The organism is Pseudomonas sp. P39-UII1, assembly GCF_039672635.1.
In the GTDB taxonomy this organism is placed as follows: domain Bacteria; phylum Pseudomonadota; class Gammaproteobacteria; order Pseudomonadales; family Pseudomonadaceae; genus Aquipseudomonas.
On the sequence record NZ_JBDFPP010000017.1, the window covers coordinates 49,868 to 72,745 of the forward strand.

The 22,878-nt window shown below is 63.6% G+C and carries 22 protein-coding genes; 8 read left to right on the top strand and 14 right to left on the bottom strand.

Translation table 11 applies throughout. The features are described from left to right. Window positions 1-382: 382 nt before the first annotated feature. The 3 genes from ABEH27_RS19780 to ABEH27_RS19790 all read left to right on the top strand — a co-directional run bounded on the left by ABEH27_RS19780 (window position 383) and on the right by ABEH27_RS19790 (window position 5,456). Entirely contained in the window at window positions 383-1,756 is a 1,374-nt protein-coding gene (locus tag ABEH27_RS19780) for a TolC family outer membrane protein (RefSeq protein WP_346615182.1), read from the top strand. A gap of 75 nt (window positions 1,757-1,831) precedes the next feature. After that, entirely contained in the window at window positions 1,832-3,967 is a 2,136-nt protein-coding gene (locus ABEH27_RS19785) for a type I secretion system permease/ATPase (RefSeq protein WP_346615222.1), read from the top strand. A gap of 133 nt (window positions 3,968-4,100) precedes the next feature. After that, on the top strand, window positions 4,101-5,456 hold the full coding sequence (locus tag ABEH27_RS19790; RefSeq protein WP_346615183.1) for an HlyD family type I secretion periplasmic adaptor subunit: 1,356 nt from the start codon (window positions 4,101-4,103) through the stop codon (window positions 5,454-5,456). A gap of 125 nt (window positions 5,457-5,581) precedes the next feature. On the opposite strand, the gene ABEH27_RS19795 is transcribed toward ABEH27_RS19790, so the two are convergent. The 3 genes from ABEH27_RS19795 to ABEH27_RS19805 form a co-directional block, all read right to left on the bottom strand. Next, window positions 5,582-6,181 carry a DTW domain-containing protein gene (locus ABEH27_RS19795; RefSeq protein ID WP_346615184.1) on the bottom strand — a complete coding sequence of 200 codons (600 nt, stop codon included), beginning with the start codon at window positions 6,179-6,181 and terminating at the stop codon, window positions 5,582-5,584. A gap of 161 nt (window positions 6,182-6,342) precedes the next feature. After that, window positions 6,343-7,908 (bottom strand): PAS domain-containing methyl-accepting chemotaxis protein, encoded by a 1,566-nt coding sequence (locus ABEH27_RS19800; protein WP_346615185.1) that lies wholly within the window; start codon window positions 7,906-7,908, stop codon window positions 6,343-6,345. A 139-nt stretch (window positions 7,909-8,047) separates the two neighbouring features. After that, a complete protein-coding gene (locus ABEH27_RS19805; RefSeq protein ID WP_346615186.1) occupies window positions 8,048-8,941 on the bottom strand; it encodes a LysR family transcriptional regulator in 894 nt (297 codons plus the stop codon). A 225-nt stretch (window positions 8,942-9,166) separates the two neighbouring features. Here ABEH27_RS19805 and speB point away from each other — a divergent pair, with 225 nt between their 5' ends. Both speB and ABEH27_RS19815 read left to right on the top strand, forming a co-directional pair. Further along, window positions 9,167-10,117: an agmatinase gene (gene speB / locus ABEH27_RS19810; protein WP_012315641.1), complete on the top strand. Its 951-nt coding sequence runs from the start codon at window positions 9,167-9,169 to the stop codon at window positions 10,115-10,117. A 134-nt stretch (window positions 10,118-10,251) separates the two neighbouring features. After that, a complete protein-coding gene (locus ABEH27_RS19815) occupies window positions 10,252-11,631 on the top strand; it encodes a sodium:solute symporter (RefSeq protein WP_346615187.1) in 1,380 nt (459 codons plus the stop codon). A 96-nt stretch (window positions 11,632-11,727) separates the two neighbouring features. Here ABEH27_RS19815 and ABEH27_RS19820 read toward each other — a convergent pair whose 3' ends face one another. Both ABEH27_RS19820 and ABEH27_RS19825 read right to left on the bottom strand, forming a co-directional pair. Continuing rightward, a complete protein-coding gene (locus tag ABEH27_RS19820; protein WP_008090807.1) occupies window positions 11,728-11,856 on the bottom strand; it encodes a PA1414 family protein in 129 nt (42 codons plus the stop codon). A 124-nt stretch (window positions 11,857-11,980) separates the two neighbouring features. Further along, the gene (locus tag ABEH27_RS19825) at window positions 11,981-12,874 is read right to left on the bottom strand and encodes a LysR substrate-binding domain-containing protein (RefSeq protein WP_346615188.1); all 894 of its coding nucleotides are present in this window, start codon (window positions 12,872-12,874) and stop codon (window positions 11,981-11,983) included. 106 nt (window positions 12,875-12,980) lie between these two features. On the opposite strand from ABEH27_RS19825, the gene ABEH27_RS19830 reads away from it, so the two are divergent. Further along, window positions 12,981-14,147 (top strand): MFS transporter, encoded by a 1,167-nt coding sequence (locus tag ABEH27_RS19830; protein ID WP_346615189.1) that lies wholly within the window; start codon window positions 12,981-12,983, stop codon window positions 14,145-14,147. 129 nt (window positions 14,148-14,276) lie between these two features. Here ABEH27_RS19830 and ABEH27_RS19835 read toward each other — a convergent pair whose 3' ends face one another. The 4 genes from ABEH27_RS19835 to ABEH27_RS19850 form a co-directional block, all read right to left on the bottom strand. Further along, the gene (locus ABEH27_RS19835) at window positions 14,277-15,203 is read right to left on the bottom strand and encodes a DMT family transporter (protein ID WP_346615190.1); all 927 of its coding nucleotides are present in this window, start codon (window positions 15,201-15,203) and stop codon (window positions 14,277-14,279) included. Window positions 15,204-15,308: 105 nt separating this feature from the next. Continuing rightward, entirely contained in the window at window positions 15,309-15,704 is a 396-nt protein-coding gene (locus ABEH27_RS19840; RefSeq protein ID WP_346615191.1) for a transcriptional regulator, read from the bottom strand. A gap of 77 nt (window positions 15,705-15,781) precedes the next feature. Continuing rightward, on the bottom strand, window positions 15,782-16,036 hold the full coding sequence (locus ABEH27_RS19845) for a BrnA antitoxin family protein (RefSeq protein ID WP_346615192.1): 255 nt from the start codon (window positions 16,034-16,036) through the stop codon (window positions 15,782-15,784). Next, entirely contained in the window at window positions 16,014-16,292 is a 279-nt protein-coding gene (locus tag ABEH27_RS19850; RefSeq protein WP_346615193.1) for a BrnT family toxin, read from the bottom strand. Before ABEH27_RS19850 ends, ABEH27_RS19845 begins: the two co-directional genes overlap by 23 nt. A gap of 208 nt (window positions 16,293-16,500) precedes the next feature. Here ABEH27_RS19850 and ABEH27_RS19855 point away from each other — a divergent pair, with 208 nt between their 5' ends. Further along, on the top strand, window positions 16,501-16,773 hold the full coding sequence (locus ABEH27_RS19855; RefSeq protein ID WP_046788065.1) for a hypothetical protein: 273 nt from the start codon (window positions 16,501-16,503) through the stop codon (window positions 16,771-16,773). A gap of 31 nt (window positions 16,774-16,804) precedes the next feature. Here ABEH27_RS19855 and ABEH27_RS19860 read toward each other — a convergent pair whose 3' ends face one another. Continuing rightward, window positions 16,805-18,127 carry a DEAD/DEAH box helicase gene (locus ABEH27_RS19860; RefSeq protein WP_346615194.1) on the bottom strand — a complete coding sequence of 441 codons (1,323 nt, stop codon included), beginning with the start codon at window positions 18,125-18,127 and terminating at the stop codon, window positions 16,805-16,807. 145 nt (window positions 18,128-18,272) lie between these two features. Between ABEH27_RS19860 and ABEH27_RS19865 the strand changes: the two genes are divergently transcribed. Further along, complete coding sequence (locus ABEH27_RS19865) at window positions 18,273-19,559, top strand: mechanosensitive ion channel family protein (protein ID WP_346615195.1); 1,287 nt, start codon at window positions 18,273-18,275, stop codon at window positions 19,557-19,559. A gap of 118 nt (window positions 19,560-19,677) precedes the next feature. Here ABEH27_RS19865 and ABEH27_RS19870 read toward each other — a convergent pair whose 3' ends face one another. The 4 genes from ABEH27_RS19870 to ABEH27_RS19885 form a co-directional block, all read right to left on the bottom strand. Next, window positions 19,678-20,613 carry an AEC family transporter gene (locus ABEH27_RS19870; protein WP_346615196.1) on the bottom strand — a complete coding sequence of 312 codons (936 nt, stop codon included), beginning with the start codon at window positions 20,611-20,613 and terminating at the stop codon, window positions 19,678-19,680. A gap of 1 nt (window position 20,614) precedes the next feature. Continuing rightward, window positions 20,615-21,490, bottom strand: a complete 876-nt coding sequence (locus tag ABEH27_RS19875; RefSeq protein ID WP_346615197.1) for a carboxylate/amino acid/amine transporter — start codon at window positions 21,488-21,490, stop codon at window positions 20,615-20,617. A 363-nt stretch (window positions 21,491-21,853) separates the two neighbouring features. Next, window positions 21,854-22,453: an FMN-dependent NADH-azoreductase gene (locus tag ABEH27_RS19880; protein ID WP_346615198.1), complete on the bottom strand. Its 600-nt coding sequence runs from the start codon at window positions 22,451-22,453 to the stop codon at window positions 21,854-21,856. Between the two features lie 109 nt (window positions 22,454-22,562). Further along, window positions 22,563-22,877 carry a 3-phosphoglycerate kinase gene (locus ABEH27_RS19885; RefSeq protein WP_346615199.1) on the bottom strand — a complete coding sequence of 105 codons (315 nt, stop codon included), beginning with the start codon at window positions 22,875-22,877 and terminating at the stop codon, window positions 22,563-22,565. Window position 22,878: the final 1 nt, after the last annotated feature.

The following is a 22,878-nucleotide window of genomic DNA, read 5'->3' on the forward strand; positions in this document are numbered from 1 at the left end:
GGGGTGAGATTCGTTCTCTCGGAATACCACGTTGGCGATAGTGAGAACCTAAATTGCCATCATCAGATGCCAAAATATTGTCGCCAAATTCCGCTTTCACCTGTCCTTTCCGCGTCCTTAGCTGGAAAAAATCTGGAACTCACCGCGAACCCGGAAACTCGCATGCTGCGGCGGCTTCCGAAATCGCTTGAAGGAAACAATGTCTCGCTTTTGATAGACCGCATAAGTTTTTTTTCGCATAGGGCTTATGAAAAAATCTTCTTAGCTCGCGCGTTAAATGTTCTTAGCTCTGTTGTTACAAACATGAAACGGTTTGAACTATAAAAATCGTCATTTTTTTGGCGAGAAGCAGGACCATTTTGAGACCAGGGAGAAGTACCCCATGCGCGTTTTCAACCCCATCACCAGTGCAATTCTGTTGGCCATGGCGTGCGCCAACGTTCAGGCGATGTCACTTAACGAGGCCGTCCAGAGCGCCGTGGACTATCACCCCGAAATCAGCTCCAACCGCAACAGCAGGTTGTCGGCTGACGAAGACGTGAAATTCGCCCGTGGTGGGTACTACCCGACCGTTGACCTGGTGGCCGGCTACGGGCGGCAGCGTTCGGACAACGTCAACACCCGCGGCCTGAACCCCGACGGCACACGCAACCACAACAAAGAGACGCTCAACTACACCCAGTCGGAATTGCGTCTTCGGCAAATGATCTTCGACGGCTTCAACACCGCCAACGAAGTCGGCCGTACCCAGGCAGTCGCCACCTCCCGCGCCTACTACACCCAGGCGGTCGCCCAGGATGTCGCCTTGCGCGCCATCGAGGTGTACCTCGAAGTGCTCAAGCGCCGTGAGCTGGTGACCCTGGCCAAGAACAACCTGCAGGCCCACCTGCGGGTCAACGACCAGATCGGCCTGCGCAGCGAGCGGGGCGTGGGCAGCACCGCCGACCTCGACCAGTCGCGCGCCCGCCGCGCCCTGGCAGAAAACAACCTGGACACCGCCGAAGTCGACCTGGCCGATGCCGAAGCCAACTTCTACAGCGTGGTCGGCCGCCTGCCCGATGAGCTCGAAGGGCCTCAATCGATCAAGGTGGAAGTGCCCGAAACCCTCGATGCCGCGCGCGAAGGCATGCGTCAGAACAACCCTTACCTGAAGTCGGCCCAAGCCGATGTGAACGCCGCCGAACAGCAATACGAAGTGGCCAAGTCGCCCTTCTACCCGCGCCTGGACGCGGTACTGGCCACCGGCGCCAACAACAACCTGGGCGGCGAGAAAGGCCACAGCAACAACGACTGGCAGGCCGGCGTCGAGCTCAGCTACAACCTGTTCCGCGGCGGCAGCGACAAGGCCCGCCTGCAGTCCGACGCCCACAAGATCAACCAGGCCCTGGACATCCGCAACAATGCCCTGCGCGAGCTGACCGAGAACCTCAGCCTGGCCTGGAACGCCATGAACAACGCGCGCAAGCAGACCCCGACTGCCCGTGAATATGCCGAAACCACCCAACGCGTACGCGCCGCCTACGCCGACCAGTTCGGCCTCGGCCAGCGCACCCTGCTCGACGTGCTCGACAGCGAGAACGAGCTGTACAACGCCAACCGTCGTTACACCGAAGTGCGTTACACCGAGGAGTACTCGATGTACCGCGTGCTGGCGACCATGGGTGAATTGCTGAGCAAGCAGCGCATCTCCCTGCCGCCGGAAGCCATTGCCAACAACGAAGTGCGTACCGAAGCGCGGTTGCCCGACATGCGTTGAGCCAGGTTGGCAACGGGCAGGGAGCGCCAGGCATCACCCCTTCCACCGCGGCGGGAGTAGTCCACTGTGACCAGTATGCAAAGCGCGCAACCGCGCCCCGATGTCGATGACCCGCTGCTCGATGGCCTGCTGATCCTCTGCCGCCTGCACGGCCGGCCGGCCAGCCGTGCCAGCCTGAGCAGCGGCCTGCCCCTGCAGCAGCAGCGCCTGGGTGCCGACCTGCTGCCCCGCGCCGCAGCGCGCGCCGGCTTGCAGGGCCGCGTGCTGCAGCGGGAGCTGGAGGCCATCTCGCCCCTCAACCTGCCGGTGCTGCTGTTGCTGAACGACGGCCGCAGCGCCGTGCTGCAGCGCTGGGGCGACGATGGCCAGGCGCTGATTTTGCCCTGCGAGGCCGAGGGCGGCGAGCAGTGGGTCGAACGCGAAACGCTGGTGCAGGCCTACAGCGGCCACGCGCTGTTCGCACGCCCCCGGCACACCCTGGAGGAAGTACGCTCGCCGCTGCTGCCGCGGGTCGATGCCTGGTTCCGCGACACCCTGCGCCATTCCCGCTGGCTGTACGGCGACGCCTTGCTGGCCAGCTTGCTGATCAACGTGCTGGGCCTGATGGTGCCGTTGTTCGTCATGCAGACCTACGACCGCGTGGTGCCCAACCAGGCGTTGTCGACCTTGTGGGTGCTGGTCGCCGGCCTGTTCATCGGCACGGCCTTCGAACTGGTGCTGCGCATGGTCCGCGCCCACCTGCTGGACCAGGCCGGCAAGAAGACCGACCTGATCCTCTCCGCCACCCTGTTCGAGCGGATCACCGGCATGGCCATGAAGGCCAAGCCCGCCAGCATTGGCGGTTTTGCCCAGAGCATCCACGACTTTCAAGGCCTGCGCGAATTCCTCACGGCAGTCACCCTGACCAGCATCATCGACCTGCCCTTCGTCGCCCTGATGCTGCTGGTGATCGGCCTGCTCGGCGGCTGGCTGGTGCTGATCCCGTTGATCGCCTTCCCGCTGGCGGTGGGTTTTGCGCTGGTGATCCAGGCGCGCCTGCGCGACACCGTGCAAAAAAGCCTCAGCCTCGGTGCGGTGCGCCAGGCGTTGCTGATCGAAACCCTCGGTGGCCTGGAAACCCTCAAGGCCTGTGGCGCCGAGAGCGAGCGCCAATACCAGTGGGAACACACCAACGGCGCCATGGCCCGCCTCGACGCCCACGCCCGCAACCTGTCGTCGCTGGCCAGCAACGGCACGCTGTTCATCCAGCAGTTCTGCGGCATGGCGACCATCGTCGCCGGGGTGTACAGCATCATTGCCGGCAACCTCAGCGTCGGCGCCCTGGTCGCCTGCTACATGCTCGGCAGCCGCGTGCTGGCACCGCTTGGCCAGATCGCCGGGCTGATCACCCGCTACCAGCAGGCGCAGCTGACCATGCGCAGCACCGATGCGCTGATGGCCCTGCCGCAAGAGCGCCAGGCCGAACAGCAAGCGCTGGAGCACACCACGCTCAAGGGCGGCCTGACCCTCAGCCATGTCAGCTTCCGTTACCCGGCGCAGACCAGCCCGGCGCTGCAGGACGTGAGCGTGACCATCAAGCCCGGCGAGCGCATCGGCATCATCGGCCGCAGCGGCTCGGGCAAGAGCACCCTGGGCCGGCTGCTGATGGGCTTTCATCACCCGGACGAAGGCCAGGTGCTGCTGGACAACCTCGACCTGCGCCAGCTGGACATCGCCGACCTGCGCAGCCAGCTGGGTTACGTGGCCCACGACCTGCCCCTGCTGGCCGGCAGCCTGCGCGACAACCTGACCCTCGGCGCCCGCCACATCAGCGATGCGCGCATGCTCGAAGTGGCCGAACTGACCGGCGTCAGCGACCTGGCCCGGCAGCACCCGCACGGGTTTGACCGCCCGGTGGGCGAGCGGGGCCAGCTGCTGTCCGGCGGCCAGCGCCAGGCCGTGCTGCTGGCCCGCGCGCTGTTGCTCGAGCCGCCGATCCTGATCCTCGACGAACCCACCAGCCACATGGACAACAGCAGCGAAGAGCAACTGCGCCAGCGCCTGCTCAACTGGGTGCCAGGCAAGACCCTGCTGCTGGTCACCCACCGCACCTCGATGCTGAGCCTGGTGGACCGGTTGCTGGTACTGGACAACGGCAAAGTCGTTGCCGACGGGCCGAAGGATGCGGTCATCGACGCCCTGCGCAAGGGCCGTATCGGCGCGGCGTTGTAGAACCCCAAGACACTACGATCACTGTAGGAGCGGGCTTGCCCGCGAAGATGACACCGCGGTGCCTGGCACGGGCCATGCCCGTGTTCGCGGGCAAGCCCGCTCCTACAGCGTCACGTCCCGTGAGAGGTAAGCCATGCCCATCGGCCACAGCGTGCGCAGTACCCACAGCGGTTCCGACAAGCGCACCGAGCGCGACTACATGCCGGAGCTGGCCAGCGCCACCTTGCAGGACTCGCCGCGCCTGTCACGCCTGACGGTGTGGCTGGCGGCGGCGTTACTGCTGGTAGCCCTGGCCTGGGCCAGCCTGGCGGTGCTGGACGAAGTGACCGTCGGCGAAGGCAAGGCGATCCCGTCGAGCAAAGTGCAGGTGATCCAGAACCTTGAAGGCGGCATCGTCACCGAAATCTTCGTGCGCGAAGGCCAGATGGTGGAGAAAGGCGCCACCCTGCTGCGCCTGGACGATACGCGGTTCAAGTCCAACAAAGGTGAAAGCGAAGCGGACCGTTATGCCCTGACCGCCCAGGTCGAGCGCCTGTCGGCCGAGGCCGAGGGGCGGCCGTTCGTGCTGTCCGAAGAAGTCCGCGCCAAGGCGCCGCAGGTGGCTAACGACGAGTTGGCGCTGTACGACTCGCGTCAGCGCCGCCTGGCCAGTGAAAAGCAGACCCTAAACGAGCAGTTGCGCCAGAAGACTCAAGAACTGGCCGAATTCCGCTCCAAGGTCGACCAGTACCGCTCGGCCGTCGGCTTGCTGCAGCAAGAGCTGGACATGTCGGCGCCGCTGGTGAGCAAGGGCGCGATTTCGCCGGTGGAAATCCTGCGCCTCAAGCAACGCACGGTCGAAGCCCGCGGCCAGCTCAACGCCACCAGCCTGGCGATCCCCCGCGCCGATGCGGCCGTGGCCGAGATCAGAAGCAAGATCCAGGAGTCCGACGCCAGCTTCCGCTCGGATGCCGCCAAGGAGCTGAATGACAAACGCACCGAGCTTTCCAAGATCACCGCCACCAGCATCGCCATCGACGACCGGGTCAACCGCACCACGGTGGTGTCGCCGGTACGCGGTATCGTCAAGCTGCTGAAGGTCAACACCATCGGCGGCGTGGTGCAGCCGGGCAGCGACCTGGTGGAGATCGTGCCGATCGAGGACAACCTGCTGATCGAGGCCAAGGTGCGCCCGCAGGATGTCGCGTTTCTACACCCGGGGCAGCCGGCGATGGTCAAGTTCAGTGCCTACGACTACACCATCTATGGCGGGCTGAAGGCCAAGCTTGAGTTGATCAGTGCCGATACCGTGACCGATGACAAGGGCAATGCGTTTTACCTGATCCAGGTGCGCACCGAGAAGAACCACTTGGGTGGGGATAACAAACCGCTGCTGATCATCCCGGGGATGGTGGCGACGGTGGATATCATCACTGGGCAGAAGAGTGTGCTGGATTACCTGCTCAAACCGGTGCTGAAAGCGCGGACCGAGGCGTTGCGGGAACGGTGACAGGCCTGCCCCGGCCTCATCGCCGGCAAGCCGGCTCCCACAGGGGTATCACCGGCCTTGAATAGGTGCACAGCCGGTGGGAGCCGGCTTGCCGGCGATGAGGCCGGTACAGGCACAAACGACTCTCAGCCTTCACCGTGATTACGCTCGAATGTCTCAACCCCCATGGCCCTGATCTGCCCCTCGATCAACGCCTCGAACGGGCGCAGCAACGCATCGAAACACGCCGGCGGTTCCAGCACATTCAATGCCTGCACCACCGCCTCGACGGTCGACAGCGCCCCCGGCTCCGGTGCCTTGCGCAAGCGGTAGCGCGAGGGCGCGACCTGCGCCAGCGTCACCCTGGGCAACGCGTCGAGCAGCGGGTTGAGGTACAGCAACTTGCGCGCTTTGCGCCAAGTGCCGTCGGGGACGATCAACAGCAATGACGTGTCGTCTACATCGCCATAGGCCATCAGCACCTGGGCTGCATCGCCCGGGAACAGCAACACCGGCCTGTAGCCTGGCGTGTTGAGCAATTCGCCCAGGTTTTCGAACACCTCGCCAATGCGCAGCTCGGCATTGACCAGACCAAGGGCGGCCAGGCGGGCGGTATTCAGCGCGTGCGAGGTTTCACTGGGGTGCTGCAGCAGCACCACGCGGGTGCGGCTGTCGAGCGAGGGAATCAGGGCGCAAAGGCAGTGATCGAGCGGGCGTTGGCAGCGCTCGCAGCGGGGTCTGGGCATGGGGGTCTCCGTTGGCGGAGGAATTTTGCCACAGGTTGGCCCCCCAGGCCCGCCTCGCGGCAGGCCGGCTCCCCGGAGTACCGCACGCCCCGTGAGGGCAGCGAGGTCTGTGTGGGAGCCGGCTTGCCGGCGATCGGGCTGCAAAGCAGCCCCCTGAACCCTCAGCGGTTAAACCGTTCCGCCAGGCTATGCAGGTACTCGGCCATGCGCTCCAGGTCCTGGCTGATTTCCGCGCCCTGCTTGGCCTGCCCCGCCGTCTGGTCGCACAACTGGGCAATGCGCACAATCTGCTGGTTGATGTCTTCGGCCACGTGGCTCTGCTGTTCCGACGCCGTCGCCATCTGCTGGCTCATGCCGGTAATGCGGCTGACCGCCTGGGCAATCCCGGCCAGCGCCGCCTGCACCGCCTCCACACTGTGCACACTGTCCCGCGAGATCTGCTCGCCGCGGTTGGCCGTGCTCACTGCCCGCTCTGCGCCAGCACGCAGGGAGGCGATGATGTGGTGGATCTCTTCGGTCGAGGAACGCGTGCGCTGGGCCAGCGAGCGCACCTCATCGGCGACCACGGCAAAGCCCCTGCCCTGCTCGCCCGCGCGCGCCGCCTCGATCGCGGCGTTGAGCGCCAGCAGGTTGGTCTGCTCGGCAATCGAGGTGATGGTATCGACCACACTGCCAATCGATTGGGTCTGCTCGGCCAGGGCATTGACCGCCTGGCCGATGTCGCTGACCGCTTCGCTCATGCTGCCCATCGCCCTCAGGCTCTGCTGCGCCAGCTCGCTGCCCTGCTGGGCCAACTGGTCGGCATCGCCAGCAGCATGCGCAGTGCTTTGCACATTGTGCGTCACTTCCTGGATGGTCGCGGCCATCTGCGCGATGGCCGTGGCCGACTGGTCGGTCTCGCTGCGCTGGCGGTCGAGCATCTGTGCCTGGGCATCCGACAGGTCGGCCGACTGCGCGGCCCGCGACTTGACCCCGACCCCGGCGTCCACCAGCCGCGTCAGCGCGGTCTGCAAGCGCGCCTCTTCGCTGATGATCGCCAGGTCCAGCTGGCCATGAAGGCCGGGGTTGTCACTGTAGGTCAGCGCCACCAGCGGGCTGGTGAAAGCCTTGGGGTGTTCTGCCAGGGTGCGGCGGATGGCCCGGTTCTGTTGCTGTTCGATCAAGTACCAGGCCACCAGCAAGCTGGCCATCAACACGCCCAGCGCCGCGTAAGGCGGTAGCCACAGGTAGCCCGCCGCCGACAGCAGGCCGGCACCGATCAGCGGCCAGCCATGGCCCAGGCGATGCCCCAGCTGTGCCGCCACCGGCACGGGCGAGCGGCCGGCACGCAAGCGCGCGTACAGCGCTTCGGCGCGGCGGATCTGCTCGCGGCTGGGCACCGAACGCACCGACTCGTAACCGCTGATGCGGCCGTTCTCGTAAATCGCCGTGACGTACGCGCTCACCCAATAGAAGTCACCGTTCTTGGCGCGGTTCTTCACCACGCCCATCCAGGGCTTGCCTTGCTTGATGGTGTCCCACATGTGGCCGAACACCGCTGGCGGCATGTCGGGGTGGCGGACCAGGTTGTGGGTCTGGCCCACCAGCTCGTCGTAGGTAAAACCGCTGATCGCCACGAAGGCGTCGTTGCAGTAGGTGATGCGGCTGTTGAGGTCCGTGGTGGAGATCAGGCGCTGGTCGCTGGGAAACGTTCTTTCGTGCTCAGTGACGGGCAAATTCATGCGCATCTCGGGCGATCCTTGCTTGTATAGATGAAAGGGAAAATCATCAAAGCAAGTAGAGGTTTAGCAGAGGGCAAAAGGCACAGTGGTCAGGTTTTGTAGGAAATCTGCTGATCCCGACGGAATGACTTGAACGCCCTGTTTATCATCCGACGTTAAGCTGGCTTTTGAGCAAGTCGCGGAAGGTCTGGATCAACGGCTCGCGGCTGCGCCCACGGCGCACGATCAACGAAAATGGCGCCTGATAACCGAATGTCGCCGGGGAAAGCACGCGTAAATCACCCTTGTCGACCCAGGCTTGAGCGTAGTGCTCCGGCAGGTAACCGATATACGCGCCCGACAGGATCAGAATCAGCTGCGCCTCCATGCTCTCCACCGTCGCGGCGCTGTGCTTGAAGCCATGCCGGGCCAGTTCGGCCTGGCTCCAGTACCCGCGCCCGACCATGCGCTGCTGGGTTACCACCGGCTCCGGGATCCGCCGCTCGGCGTACAACGGGTGGCGGCTGCTGCAGTACAGCCAGTGCTGCTCGCGGTACAGCGGCTGGTACACCAGGCCGCTCATGCGCGAGGAGAACGCGCCGATGGCGAGGTCCAGGCGGTTGTCCTGCACGCCGAGTTGCAGCTCGTAGGGGCTGGACACCGACAGGTGCAAGTGCACTGCCGGGTGCTCCTGGCTGTAGGCACCGATCGCCTCGGCCAACGGCAGCGCACGGTCGCCGACGGTGGAGTCGATCACCCCGAGGTTGAGCGTGCCGCGCAACTCGCCCTTGAGCGCGGCCGCGTACTGTTCGAAACCGTCCAGTTCGGCCAGCAGGCGCAAGGTCTCCTGGTGGAACAGCTCACCCTTGCTGGTCAGGCTGAAGCCACCACGCCCCCGGTGGCACAGCACGATGCCCAGGGCGCCTTCGAGCTGGCTCATGTAGGTACTGATGGCCGAGGTCGACAAGTTGAGCTCGCGCTGGGCGTTGGCAAAGCCCTGGTGGCGCACCACGCTGACGAAGATGCGCAGCAGTTTCAGGTCGGGCAAGGTCGAGGCCATGGTGCAACGGTTCCGCTGTGACATTTGCGCGCAGTCTAACCGCTGCGGCGGGCTTTAGTTTAGAAAATCCTGAAGTAAGTATTTGCCGGTAGCGATTTTCCCCGCGCACTACCTTCCAGCAGACTTGGCCGAAATGTCCCTGCCCGCCGGCATAACCACACTCGAAGGCGCGCGGCGGCACAGGTTCGAACAAACAAAACAATCGACCGACTGATGAGGCCCACCGTGGACAAAGTTCTCCATCAACCACTGGGCGGCAACGAAATGCCGCGTTTCGGCGGCATCGCCACCATGCTCCGTCTCCCCCACCTGCAAAGCGCCGAAGGCCTGGACGCCGCGTTCATCGGCGTGCCCCTGGACATCGGCACCTCGCTGCGCTCCGGCACCCGTTTCGGCCCACGCCAGATCCGCGCCGAATCGGTGATGATCCGCCCGTACAACATGGCCACCGGTGCCGCCCCGTTCGACTCGCTGTCGGTCGCCGACATCGGTGACGTGGCGATCAACACCTTCAACCTGCTCGACGCCGTGCGCATCATCGAAGAAGCCTACGACGAGATCGTCGAGCACAACGTCATCCCGATGACGCTGGGCGGCGACCACACCATTACCCTGCCGATCCTGCGGGCCCTGCACAAGAAGCACGGCAAGATCGGCCTGGTGCACATCGATGCCCACGCCGACGTCAACGACCACATGTTCGGCGAGAAGATCGCCCACGGCACCACCTTCCGCCGCGCCGTGGAAGAAGGCCTGCTCGATTGCGACCGCGTGGTGCAGATTGGCCTGCGCGCCCAGGGCTATACCGCCGACGATTTCAACTGGAGCCGCCGCCAGGGCTTCCGTGTAGTGCAGGCCGAAGAGTGCTGGCACAAATCGCTGGAACCGCTGATGGCCGAAGTGCGCGAAAAAGTCGGCGGCGGCCCGGTGTACCTGTCGTTCGACATTGACGGCATCGACCCGGCCTGGGCCCCAGGCACCGGCACCCCTGAGATTGGCGGCTTGACCACGATCCAGGCGATGGAGATCATTCGCGGCTGCCACGGCCTGGACCTGATCGGCTGTGACCTGGTTGAAGTCTCCCCACCTTACGACACCACCGGCAACACCTCGCTGCTCGGTGCCAACCTGCTGTTCGAGATGCTTTGCGTGCTGCCAGGCGTCGTGCGCCGCTGATACGGCTGTTTTACCCCGGCAGGAGCCATGCGGGAGGGCCATAGAGGCCCGCCAACACAAGACTAGACCGCCGGGCGCCGTGAAACGCCCGCGCGGTCGATCTCGCCATAATAAAGATAATCGGGAGAACCCCAATGGCCTTGGACATCATTGTTGTAATGATCTATACCGCCGGCATGCTCGGGCTTGGCTGGTATGGCATGCGGCGCGCGAAAACCCACGAAGACTACCTGGTGGCCGGGCGCAACCTGGGCCCCACGCTGTACATGGGCACCATGGCCACCACCGTGCTGGGCGGTGCGTCCACCGTTGGCACCGTGCGCCTGGGCTATGTCCACGGCATCTCCGGCTTCTGGCTGTGCGCAGCCCTGGGCCTGGGCATCATCGCCCTCAACCTGTTCCTCGCCAAACCGCTGCTGCGCCTGAAGATCTTCACCGTGACCCAGGTGCTGGAGCGCCGCTACAACCCCATGGCACGCCAGGCCAGCGCCGCGATCATGCTGGCGTACGCGCTGATGATCGGCGTTACCTCGACCCTGGCCATGGCCACGGTCCTGCAGGTGCTGCTCGACTTGCCGTTCTGGATGTCGCTGCTGCTGGGCGGCGGCGTGGTAGTGGTCTACTCGACCATCGGCGGCATGTGGTCGCTGACCCTGACCGACATCGTCCAGTTCGTGATCAAGACCGTGGGCCTGATGTTCATCCTGTTGCCGGTGTGCCTGTACAACGCTGGCGGCTGGGACACCCTGGTAGCCAAGCTGCCGGCGGCCAGCTTCAGCTGGACCACCATCGGCTGGGACACCATCATCACCTACTTCCTGATCTACTTCTTCGGCATCCTGATCGGCCAGGACATCTGGCAGCGGGTATTCACCGCCCGTGACGAGAAGGTATGCCAACGCGCCGGCACCACGGCAGGCGTGTACTGCGTGGTGTACGGCCTGGCCTGCGCCCTGATCGGCATGGCCGCGCATGTGCTGATGCCAGATCTGGCCAACCCGAACAACGCGTTCGCCGAGATGATCAAGAGCCAGCTGCCTGACGGTATCCGTGGCCTGCTGATGGCCGCTGCCCTGGCCGCGATGATGTCGACTGCCAGTGCCGGCTTGCTGGCCGCTTCGACCACCATTACCGAAGACCTGCTGCCCAAGCTGCGCGGTGGCAAGCAGTCGAGCCTGGGCGTCAGCCGCCTGTTCACCCTGCTCACCGGCCTGGTGGTGCTGGGCATCGCCCTGGCGGTGAACGATGTGATCAGCGCCCTGACCCTGGCTTACAACCTGCTGGTGGGCGGCATGCTGATCCCGCTGATCGGGGCGATCTTCTGGAAGCGTGCAACCACCGCAGGGGCCATCGCCAGCATGTCGCTGGGCTTTGCCACCGCGCTGTTCTTCATGTTCAAGGATGGGCTCGATGCCAACACGCCGATCTACTACAGCCTGGCAGTGGGGCTGGTGAGCTTTGTGCTGGTCAGCGCCCTGTCGCGCAAACCAGTCGCCGTGGTAAAACTGGCGTAGAAGCGGGCCGGCCCGCGATAAGGCCAGCCCAGCCTGCAAAACCTGCACAATCAAAAAAGCCGCGGCATCATCACTGATGCGGCGGCCTTTTTGTTTTCAGCGGCGGCGCGGTTGGCGCCGGCGCTGCTCTTCATCAGTCGGGATCGGCACCGGCTGCAAGGGTGGTGGTATCAGCCCCAAGGCAACAGCCAAGTCGTGGAGCCAGTTGAACATTTGGTTTTTCATAGTGCCCCCTTGACGGGTCAGCCTCACGGTCAATCAATCCTGCGATGTTTCATACAGATCATAGTCCGATGTCCTGTATTACGCATGCCCTTGTTCTTACAGATAAGGGTGAGTTTGACGTGAATCAAGCGGAAACGCTGCATTCCGACGGTTGGTTAATCGTTTCGCTTTGTTGCATGTCGACCCACGCCTGCAAATTTGCCCCGCGCATGCCCTGCCGCCACATCAGCCAAGTTACCGCCTGATCGAACGGCGCCTGCAGCCGATGAGCCCGTACGCGGTGACGCCCGGGCAGGCTGTCGAGCATCGATTGGGCCATCAGCGCCACCCCTGCGCCAGCGATGACGCACGCCAGCATGCTCTGGTAGGACTCGATTTCCATCACCCGACCCATAGGCGTATGCGCGTGGGCATACCAGGCCTCCAGGCGCATGCGGTACGAACAACCTTGGCGGAAGGTGAACACCGCCTTGCCCGCCACGTCCCGGGCGCTGTGCACGGGGGGGTGCTCCGGGCTGGTAATCAGCACCAGCTCCTCTTCGCACAACGGCACACCGTCCAACCCGGCCAGGCTTGGCGGGCCATCCACCAACGCAGCATCCAGGCGGTGGCTGAGCAACCCTTCGAGCAGTTCGCCGCTGGGCGCCGCCTGCACCTGCAGGTTCACCGCTGGGTATGCCTGGTGGTAGCGCGCCAGCAATGCGGGCAGGTGGATGGCCGCCGTGCTGTACATGGTACCCAGCACGAAATCGCCGGCCGGCTGGCCACCCTGCACCGCCGCCATGGCTTCATCGCGCAGCGCCGCCAGGCGGTTGGCGTAATCCAGCAGCACCTTGCCGGCTGGCGACAACTGCAGCCGCTGGCGCTCGCGCAGGAACAGCTCGACGCCCAGTTGCTCTTCAAGTTGGCGCAGGCGCGTGGACAGGTTGGAAGGCACACGGTGCAAGCGCTCGGCAGCCCGGGTGATAGAGCCCTCTTCGGCGACGGCCTGAAAGATACGCAGCTGGCTGAATTCCACGACATTCTCCAAAACAGAACAACTTGATCATCATTATTCAATTTTATTGAAAGTTAAAGCGCCCTAACCTGCCTTCCATCGCTTACATCCGTGCAGGAGTGTCCTCATGTCGCCGTTCGTACAACTGCTGGCCAGCGCCGTGGCCCTGATGATGGCCATGGGCATCGGCCGCTTTGCCCTCACCCCGCAACTCCCGCAGCTGATCGCTGAAGGCCAGTTCGACCTGACCGCCGCCGGCCTGGTGGCGGCGGCCAACTACCTGGGTTACTTCCTGGGTGCGGCAGATGCAATGTTCGCCCGCAAGCCGGCCCAGGTCAGGCTGCGCCTGCAGGGCGGCCTGTGGCTTTGTGTGGTGCTGACCTTGGCCTCGTGGGCCGCGCAAGGGTTCTGGAGCCACCTGCTGCTGCGCTTTGGTACCGGTGTGGCCAGTGCCTGGGTGCTGGTGATGATCACCAGCCTCAGCCAACAGGTGGCCAACGCCCACAACCGCCAGCGCCTGGGTGCCCTGGTGTTTGCCGGGCCGGGCCTGGGCATCGCCCTCACCGGCCTGCTGGCACTGGGTGCACACCTGCTGGGCCTGGGCTCGGCAGCGCTATGGCTGGTGTATGCCGTGGCGGCGCTGGTGATGTTGCTGGCGGTACGCCCTTGGCTGCCCCGCGCCATGGAGCCTGCGCTACCCGCGAACGTTGTGCCGGGTGCTACCCGCCGCGTGGGTATCGGCCGCCTTGCCTTGGTGTATGCCTTGTACGGCGTCGGCTACATCCTGCCAGCGACTTTCCTGTCGCAGATGGCCAACCACCAGTTCCAGGGCAACTGGATGGCCGACCTGTTCTGGCCGGGGTTTGGTGTTGCTGCAGCATTGGGCGTGGTGCTGGTGAGCCTGCGGCGCGGCGGCCGGACATCGGCTTGGCTGACCGCAACCTTGTGGCTGCAAGGCCTGGGGGTCTTGGCCTGCCTGATGGGCGGCGGCCTTGGCCTGGCCTTGGGCGTGGTGCTGTGCGGCACGCCGTTTCTGGCCTGCATGCAGCTGGTGATGCAACGCTCGCGGGAGCTGGCGCCGCATGCCACGCAACGTAATGCCGGGCTGCTGACTGCGTGCTTCGCCCTGGGGCAATTGAGCGGGCCATTGCTGGCGGCGCTGAGCAACCATTACAGCGGGAGCCTGCAGCCGGCGCTGATGCTGGCGGCTGCTGGGTTGGGGCTGGCGGGGGTTTTGGTGCTCACCGGCACCCGCACTAGCCAGAGCTGCCGTATTACAGGGCGGGTGGCCTGATCAATCAAGGCTGATCAGAACCGGCCCTATCGCCGGCAAGCCGGCTCCCACATGTGCTGCGCGGGTCTTGAATGCTGTGCTGTGCCTGTGGGTGGAGGCTTGCCGAAGAAGGGCCCGTGACAGTTACGCCTATCCCACAAACCTGCGCAATTGCTGCTTCACCCAAGGCTCGGCACTGACCAGCACCACCCCGAGCAACACCATCACAGCCCCGAGCACAAAATTCACACTCAACGGCTCATCCAGCAACAGCACGCCAAAGGTCACGCCGAACAATGGGGTGATGAACGAAAACACCGCCAGGTTCGAGGCCAGGTACTTACGCAGCAACCAGAACCAGGTCAGGTAGCTGACGAACGAGACCACAATGCCTTGGAACAATACACTGCCGATCGCCAATGGCGTCCACGACACCCTGCCGATCTGCCCGCTTAGCAAGGCAATGCAGAGCAACCCGACAAAGCCGACCGCCAGCTGGTAAAACAGCGTCAATGTCGCCGGCGCCTCCGACAACCGCGAGCCACGCACCACCACCGTGGTCGCGCCCCACGCGAGCCCGGCCAGCACGCCAAAGGCATCGCCCAGCAGCATGCGCCCGTCCATCTCGGCAAACGACATTCCTCCGGCAAACGCCGTGGCAATGCCGCCAAAAGCCAGCAGGATACCCAGCCACTGCAGCAGGCGCAGGCGCTCGCTGGGCAGCATGAAGTGCAGCCCAAGGGCGGTAAACACCGGTGCGGTATAGAGGAAGACAGACATGTGCGCCGCCGAGGTGAGCTTCAGCCCCTCGGCAATAAACAGGAACTCAAGGCCAAACAGCGCGCCAGCCAGCAGCCCGCCACGCCAGGTACTGCCTACCTGGCCCCAGCCACCTCGCCAGCAGATCATCAGCCCCACCAGCACCGCGGCCAGGCCATTACGCAGCGCTGCCTGCATCACCGGGGCAATGTCGACCGCCGCCGTTTTGATCAGTACCTGTTGGCAGCCCCAGATCAGGCACAGCCCTAGCATCACCTGGAAGGCGAAGGCATCGGGGTTCTTGCGGGCCGCGCTCATGGGCGGCCCTCCTGGTAGATCAATAGCATGGGCATGGCTCGGCAGACTTCAAGGAATGCCGATTATCGGTTTTCCATGCCCAACCTTGCCAGCCTCAAAACGACCTCAAGCGATCTGCGCTTTTGCAGAAACGTGCTCGAAAGTGGTTTCGTCCAGCGCATCTTCCTGTTCATCCAGCACCTGACGAGGGTGCTCGAAGCCCGGGATGCTGCTGTCGATCAGGCTCAACAGCCGCGAACCCCGCTCGGTGAGCACGAAGTTCTCGCCGTTGCCGCCCTCCTCAGGCGGGCGGCTTTCGACGAAGCCGCGCTCGAACAGCAGTTTCTCATACTCGCAGGCACGGGTTTTCAGATGGTCGACATCCCCCACCGGCTGGCCCTCGGCGGCCTTGGCCGCGGCATGCTGCTCGGCATAGGGGCGTGGCGTGAAGCTGTGACCGGCACCGTTCTGCACCTCGTGCAGCAAGCGCTCGATCAGGTCCCAGTCGTAGGTGGTGCTCATGGCAGTGGCCTCTTGCTGTGGACGAAAGGAATACACAGCTTGGGACCGGTGGGGGGTCTGCAGCGTTCCAAAAGATCTCAGCGCTGGCGCTGCTGGGCCTGCATGTATTGACGCAGCAGCAGATTGATCCGCGTCTGATAACCCGCACCTTGGTCCTTGAACCATGCAAGCACATCAGAATCCAGGCGGATAGTCACTGCCTGCTTCGCCGGCACACGCAGTTCGGCCTGCTGAAAAAAAGCCTCGTCCAACGCCGGGATATCCGAGGTATCTATATCTTTGTCGTCCATCTGAGCCAGGCGGCTCCAATCAGTTTTCGATGATTTGGTCATAGTATTTGGCCTCCCATCTGGTGGCTTTACGTGCAGATATGATCCGGATGACCTCACCCTGCCTCTCCGTGTACACGACCACGCCAAGCAAGGCCTTGAGCCATCCCAAGCCTATCCAGCGCTCCTCAGCGTAATCTGCGCGATCGTCCCGCAAGGTCAACATAGGATGGTTGAACATGTCGGGGACATCAGCGAAGTCAATACCGTGCTTGCGGATATTGGTTTGATTTTTCGTTGCGTCCCACTCAAATATCATGGGGCGCCTTGTATTTACAGATGTACATACGATACCTCCTCTTTGATTGCGAGACTAGGAGAACCTTGCACACGCATCAATGGGCCAGGAGGCTATTCAGAAAAGGCCTACAGTCGCGAGGGAAATCGGAGACCCTCTCGTCACTAGCGCTGAACTTCCAAGCCCTCAGTTCCTCCATCGATCATGAACACCGCCGGAGGTATAAAGGATGAAACCGCTGCTACGCATCGCCTGTGCAACCGCCCTGTTCTGCGCCCTGCCCGCCTGGGCATGCACGCCGGAAGAGGCCACACAGAAGCGTGAAGAACTGGCCGGGCTGGTGAGCCAGCTGACCGAACAGAACCCGCAGAAGGCCAAGGAGATCAACGATGAGCTCCAGGGGATGGAGCTGGGGACGGCGAGCAAGGACTTGCCCGACAAGTGTCAGCTGATCGACAAGCGAATCAAGGAGCTGAAGGAGGCAGAGAAAAAAGCCGACTAGGGGTCGGCTTTTTCGCGATGGCGCAGGCTGATTACTCAGCCGCAGGCTTGCGCTTCTTCAGCGGCGCCAGGCCATCGGAGCTGGTCAGCGGTGCGTTGGCCTTCGGCTTGGCAGTCGGCTTGCGCTTGGCAGTGGCCTTCTTGTCGCCGCTCTTCTTCTCGGTCTTTTTCTTCTTGGTGCCGGCCGCCTTGCCCGACGCCTTGACCTTCTTCGGCCCGTTGTAGGTGCCTTTCACTTCCTTGATCACCCGGCGTTCGAACTGCTGCTTGAGGTAGCGCTCGATGCTGGACATCAGGTTCCAGTCATTGTGGGTGATCAGCGAGATCGCCAGGCCTTCGCCGCCGGCACGGCCAGTACGGCCGATGCGGTGCACGTACTCGTCGCCGCTGCGCGGCATGTCGAAGTTGATCACCAGGTCCAGGCCGTCGATGTCCAGGCCACGGGCCGCCACGTCGGTGGCGACCAGCACCTTGGAGCTGCCCTGCTTGAAGCGCTCGATGGCCAGCTTGCGGTCCTTCTGGTCCTTTTCACCGTGCAGCACGAAGGCCTTCACATCCTTGGCCACCAGGTGGCCGTAGATGCGATCGGCGAGCAGGCGGGTATTGGTGAAGATGATCGCCTTGTCGAATTTTTCGTTGGCCAGCAGCCACTGCACGATGGCCTCTTTGTGCTGGTCGTGGTCAGCGGTGATGACCTGCTGACGGGTGCCTTCGGCCAGTTGCGAGACACTGTTGAGCATCAGGTGCTCAGGGTCTTTCAGCACCTTGCCGATGATGTCGCGCAGGGCCGCACCGCCCGTGGTGGCAGAGAACAGCAGGGTTTGCTCGCGGTTCTCGCATTCCTTGCACAGGCGCTCCATGTCTTCGGCAAAGCCCATGTCGAGCATGCGGTCGGCTTCGTCGAGGATCAGCACCTGCACATGGGACAGGTCGAGGTTGCCGGCATTGAGCTGTTCGAGCAGGCGGCCCGGGGTGCCGATCAGCACGTCCGGCACCTTGCGCAACATGGCGGCCTGTTCCTTGAAGTCTTCACCGCCAGTGACCAGGCCCGCCTTGATGTAGGTGAACTGCGAGAACAGCTGCACTTGCTTGAGGGTCTGCTGGGCCAGCTCGCGGGTTGGCAGCAGGATCAGCGCACGGATCTCGACGCGCCCGCCTTTCAGGTCGACCAGGCGGTTGAGCAGCGGCAGGACGAAAGCTGCGGTCTTGCCGCTGCCGGTCTGCGCGGTCACGCGCAGGTCGCGCCCTTGCAGGGCCAGGGGGATGGCCGCGGCCTGCACCGGGGTTGGCTCGACGAATTTAAGCTCGGCCACGGCTTTAAGCAGGCGTTCATGCAGGGCGAATTGGGAGAACACGGAGGTAACCTCAGGCAAGTGCGGGGAAATTCAGTTGCATAGGGTAACGTTTTCTGCCGCCGTAGCCGAATTTCTTTTGGCAACTTTGTCGCCATCCGCGCTCTAATGGCGCTTCGTTTCGCAAGCAAAGACCGTTCTAAAGCTCATGGATATGCAAAAAATCTGGCGTGACAGCCTCGACCTGTGGGGCACCCTCGACCAACACCCCATGCTCCACGCCGCCATCGGCCTGGCCGTGCTGCTGCTGATTTCCCTGGTAATGGGCCGCCTGGCGCGGTTTCTGGTTCTGCATGCCACGCGCCTGCTGGCACGCCAGCAAGCGCTCAAGTGGCTCGACGACCTGCGTCACAACAAGGTTTTCCACCGCCTGGCGCAAACCACACCGTCGCTGGTCATCCAGTTCGGCCTGAAGCTGGTGCCGGAGCTGTCCGACACCGCCCAGCACTTCCTCGGCAATGTCGCGCTGGCCTTTACCCTGCTGTTCATGACCCTGGCGCTGTCGTGCCTGCTCGATGGCCTGCTGGACATCTATGCCCGCACCGAACACGCCCGCACCCGCTCGATCAAGGGCTACGTGCAGCTGGCCAAGATGATGCTGTGGATCTTCGCTTCCATTGTCATCGTCGCCACGTTGATCGACCGCTCGCCACTGTTGCTGCTGTCGGGCCTGGGTGCGATGTCGGCGGTGCTGCTGTTGGTGTACAAGGACACCTTGCTGTCGTTCGTGGCCAGCGTGCAGTTGACCAGCAACGACATGCTGCACGTGGGCGACTGGATCGAAATGCCCCAGGTAGGCGCTGACGGCGATGTGGTGGACATCACCTTGCACACGGTGAAGGTGCAGAACTTCGACAAGACCATCGTCTCCATCCCCACCTGGCGCTTGATGAGCGAGTCGTTCCGCAACTACCGCGGCATGCAGCAATCGGGCGGGCGGCGGATCAAGCGCAGCCTGTTCATCGATGCGGCCGGTGTGCGATTTTTGACCCGCGAAGAAGAACAGCGCCTGAGCGGGGTGCGCCTGCTGGGCGACTACCTGGCCGGCAAGCGCCAGGAGCTGCAGACCTGGAACGAGGCGCTGGGGCCGGTGGCGGAACTTGCTGCCAACCGCCGCAAGCTGACCAACATCGGCACCTTCCGCGCCTTTGCCCTGGCTTACCTGAGGAACCACCCCAATGTGCACCAGGGCATGACCTGCATGGTCCGGCAGATGCAGACCGGCGCCGAAGGGGTGCCGCTGGAGATCTACTGCTTCACCACGACCACGGTGTGGGCCGAGTACGAGCGGATTCAGGGGGATATCTTCGATTACCTGCTGGCGGTGTTGCCGGAGTTTGGGCTGAGTTTGTATCAGCAGCCGAGTGGGAATGACATGCGGGTGGGGTTGGCTGGGCGTGTGCCGCAGCGGCTGGAAGAACTGAGCGAGGCTTGAGATTGTCGGGGCCGCTTTGCGGCCCTATCGCCGGCAAGCCAGCTCCTACAGGTACAGCGCAGGCCTGAGACCTGCGCAAAACCTGTAGGAGCGGGCTTGCCCGCGATAGGGCCCTTGACTACCCCGCATACCCCAGCAGGTACAACAACCCGGTCAAGGTCACCAGCGAAGCCACCGTCGACAACAGGATGGTCCGCGAAATCAGCCCCGCCTCCCGGTTGTAGTATTCGGCCAACATGAACGGCCCGGTCCCGGTCGGCAGCGCCGCCAGCAGCACGGCGGACGCCGCCCACATCGTCGGCAGGCTGAACACCTTGAACGCCAGCACCCAGGTCAACGCCGGCTGCCCCACCAGCTTCATCGCCACCAGTGGCCAAGGGCTGGCCTGGGCGCCCGTGCGTTTTTCTGCCAGAAACGCCCCCAGCGACACCAGCGCGCACGGCGTGGTTGCCAAGGCCAGCATGTCCAGAAAGTGCATCACCGGTTCCGCCAGGCCCAAGCCCGACATGGCCCAGGCAGCCCCCAGCACCGGCGAAATCACCAACGGGTTCTTCGCCAGCGCCTTGCACACCACCACCATGGCGCGGCCAATCTGCCGCTCTTCCTGCAGGCCGATCTCGATGAGCGTCAGTGAGATCGCGAACACCAGGCACACCACGATCAGCGACGAGATCAGCGCCGGCTGCAGCCCTGGCTGGCCAAACAGCAGCAGGCACAGCGGGATGCCGATATAGCCGGTGTTGGCATAGCCTGCGCTGAGCCCGTCGATGCTCGCCGCCACCAGGCCATGGCCGCTGTACAGGCGCCAAGCCAGCGTGGCCACGAACATCGCCAGCGCCCCCGCACCAAACGCGACGATAAAGCCCGGGTGCCAGATCTCGCTCCAGGTCGCGGTGGCCGTCACCTTGAACAGCAAGGCCGGCAGGCACAGCCAGACCACCATCTTGTTGATCTCGGCCGCAGCCTTGTCGCCAAGCTTGTTGGTGCGACGGCACAGGTAACCGACCAGGATCAGGGCAAAGATCGGTGCAACGATGACGAAGATGGTGTGCATATCACGCCTTGCCGGGCAGCGCTGCTTCGGTGCGGTTGCCCAGGCGGCTGAGCCACACCGACGCCAGGATGATTGCACCACCGATGAACAGCCGCCCCAGGGGCTCGTGCTGGTTCCAGATCAGCAGGTTGAGCAGCAGCCCTACCGGCACGTGCAAGTTGTTCATCACCGCCAGGGTGCCACCGGAAACCAGGCACGCGCCTTTGTTCCACCAGTACAGCCCCAGTGCCGTCGGGCACAAGCCGAGGAACAGCAGCACCAGCCATTGCACGTCGGTGCTCGGCAGGTGCTGGGCGTTGCCGAACAGCAGGAAGGCCGGCAGCACCACGATCAATGCGCCCAGGTAGAAGTAGCCGAAGCGCTTGTAGTGCGGCAGGTCGCTGGGGTGGCGGGCGACCAGGTGGCGGTACAACACTTGGCCGGCGGCGTAGGTGAAGTTGGCCAGTTGCAGCAACAGGAAGCCGATGAAGAAGTCGCCACTGATGCTGTCGAAGCGAATAACCGCCGCGCCCGCGACCGCTACCAGGGCCGCGAGCAGTGCCCAAGGGTTGAAGCGGCGGTTAAGGGCATCTTCGATCAAGGTCACGTGCAGCGGGGTGAGGATGGTGAACAACAGCACCTCCGGTACCGTCAGCACGCGGAAGCTCAGGTACAGGCAGACATAGGTGATGCCGTATTGCAGCGCGCCGATCAGCAGCATCGAACGCAAGAACCGCGGCTCGACCTGGCGCCAGCGGGTCAGCGGCAGGAACACCAGCCCCGCCAGCAACACCCGCGCGAGCACGGCGAAGTAGCTGTCGACATGCCCAGCCAGGTACTCGCCGATCAGGCTGAAGGAAAACGCCTGGATCAGCGCGACGATTATCAGGTAGCCCATGGTTGCCTCTCGTAAATCAAGGCCGCGACCTTAGCGGGTTGCAGCTGATGTGTTCAACCATGAGGAATGTGGGGGCTGCGCTTATTTTTTGGGGAGCGGCCTTGCCGGGGCGCCGGACCGTGCGGAAAGGGCTGCGTTGCAGCCCATCGCCGGCAAGCCGGCTCCCACAGGCACAGCGGCGCTCTCTGCCTTTCGGGCTGCGCTGTCGCGCAGAGAACAAAGCCCGCGAGCGCGCCGCATACCCTGTGGGAGCCGGCTTGCCGGCGATGGGGCCAGTAAAGGCAAAAAAAAACCCGGCCATCAAGGCCGGGCAGGTACACCCAAGGAGCAAACAAGGTGTCAGGGTTGGGAATGCGTTGAAGCTCAGGCCACCGCGGCCAGCTTGGCCTTGGCCTGGTTGAGGCCTTTCTCGTGGAAGTCGCCGCTCATGTTCAGGCCCTCGGCATGGATGAAGTTCACATCGTGGATGCCGATGAATGCCATCACCTGGCGCAGGTACGGTTCCTGGTGGTCGCTGGTGGCGCCGGCGTGGATGCCGCCACGGGCAGTCAGGACGATGGCGCGCTTGCCAGTCAGCAGGCCTTGCGGGCCGGTTGGGGTGTACTTGAAGGTGATGCCGGCACGCAGCACGTGGTCCAGCCAGGCCTTCAGGGTGCTCGGGATGGTGAAGTTGTACATCGGCGCAGCCAACACCAGTACATCGGCGGCCAGCAACTCATCGGTCAATTCGTTGGAACGCGCCAGCGCGTCCAGCTCGGCAGCGCTGCGCTGCTCTTCAGGCTTCATCCAGCCACCCAGCAGGTTGGCGTCCAGGTGCGGCACCGGGGTGACGGCCAGGTCGCGTACGGTGATTTCGTCAGCCGGGTGCGCCGCTTGCCACTGCTCGATGAAGTCCCGGGTCAGTTGACGGGATACGGAATCCTGCTGGCGGGCGCTGCTTTCGATGATCAGTACGCGGGACATGGGGTGCCTCCATCGGCAAATAGGGTGCGATTCGATGGAGGGAAGATTAAGGCTTGACCTATCGATAAAAAAGCGTAAAAAGTGGGTTCAATCTATCGATTAATCAGTTTTATTGCGCTTTGCAGTCCAGCGCAATGCGCAGCTTGATGATCTGCCGGTTGAATTTGGCCGTCACATCCACGCTTTTGCCGGCCGGTACATTCACCCGGCGCACCCGTGGCGCCTCCGGGCCATTGCGGAACGTCACCTTGCAGGCCGCCGGCACTTGCCCATAGTTGTTCAGGGTAATGGCACCGATGTCGTAGGCGGTGTCGTAGGCGTTGTAGTCCAGCTTGACCCCGGTCAGCTCCTTCTCCACATCAATGGGGTAAGCCATGGCCCCAAGGGGCAGGCACAGCAAAATTGCCACACAACATTTTTTCATG

Excerpts from the sequence above, each read along its gene's own strand:
- ABEH27_RS19780 (WP_346615182.1), top strand. The coding sequence starts at position 383 with ATGCGCGTTTTCAACCCCATCACCAGTGCAATTCTGTTGGCCATGGCG.
- ABEH27_RS19785 (WP_346615222.1), top strand. The coding sequence starts at position 1,832 with ATGCAAAGCGCGCAACCGCGCCCCGATGTCGATGACCCGCTGCTCGAT.
- ABEH27_RS19790 (WP_346615183.1), top strand. The coding sequence starts at position 4,101 with ATGCCCATCGGCCACAGCGTGCGCAGTACCCACAGCGGTTCCGACAAG.
- ABEH27_RS19795 (WP_346615184.1), bottom strand. The coding sequence starts at position 6,181 with ATGCCCAGACCCCGCTGCGAGCGCTGCCAACGCCCGCTCGATCACTGC.
- ABEH27_RS19800 (WP_346615185.1), bottom strand. The coding sequence starts at position 7,908 with ATGCGCATGAATTTGCCCGTCACTGAGCACGAAAGAACGTTTCCCAGC.
- ABEH27_RS19805 (WP_346615186.1), bottom strand. The coding sequence starts at position 8,941 with ATGGCCTCGACCTTGCCCGACCTGAAACTGCTGCGCATCTTCGTCAGC.
- ABEH27_RS19815 (WP_346615187.1), top strand. The coding sequence starts at position 10,252 with ATGGCCTTGGACATCATTGTTGTAATGATCTATACCGCCGGCATGCTC.
- ABEH27_RS19820 (WP_008090807.1), bottom strand. The coding sequence starts at position 11,856 with ATGAAAAACCAAATGTTCAACTGGCTCCACGACTTGGCTGTTGCCTTG.
- ABEH27_RS19830 (WP_346615189.1), top strand. The coding sequence starts at position 12,981 with ATGTCGCCGTTCGTACAACTGCTGGCCAGCGCCGTGGCCCTGATGATG.
- ABEH27_RS19835 (WP_346615190.1), bottom strand. The coding sequence starts at position 15,203 with ATGAGCGCGGCCCGCAAGAACCCCGATGCCTTCGCCTTCCAGGTGATG.
- ABEH27_RS19840 (WP_346615191.1), bottom strand. The coding sequence starts at position 15,704 with ATGAGCACCACCTACGACTGGGACCTGATCGAGCGCTTGCTGCACGAG.
- ABEH27_RS19845 (WP_346615192.1), bottom strand. The coding sequence starts at position 16,036 with ATGACCAAATCATCGAAAACTGATTGGAGCCGCCTGGCTCAGATGGAC.
- ABEH27_RS19850 (WP_346615193.1), bottom strand. The coding sequence starts at position 16,292 with ATGATATTTGAGTGGGACGCAACGAAAAATCAAACCAATATCCGCAAG.
- ABEH27_RS19855 (WP_046788065.1), top strand. The coding sequence starts at position 16,501 with ATGAAACCGCTGCTACGCATCGCCTGTGCAACCGCCCTGTTCTGCGCC.
- ABEH27_RS19865 (WP_346615195.1), top strand. The coding sequence starts at position 18,273 with ATGGATATGCAAAAAATCTGGCGTGACAGCCTCGACCTGTGGGGCACC.
- ABEH27_RS19870 (WP_346615196.1), bottom strand. The coding sequence starts at position 20,613 with ATGCACACCATCTTCGTCATCGTTGCACCGATCTTTGCCCTGATCCTG.
- ABEH27_RS19875 (WP_346615197.1), bottom strand. The coding sequence starts at position 21,490 with ATGGGCTACCTGATAATCGTCGCGCTGATCCAGGCGTTTTCCTTCAGC.
- ABEH27_RS19880 (WP_346615198.1), bottom strand. The coding sequence starts at position 22,453 with ATGTCCCGCGTACTGATCATCGAAAGCAGCGCCCGCCAGCAGGATTCC.
- ABEH27_RS19885 (WP_346615199.1), bottom strand. The coding sequence starts at position 22,877 with ATGAAAAAATGTTGTGTGGCAATTTTGCTGTGCCTGCCCCTTGGGGCC.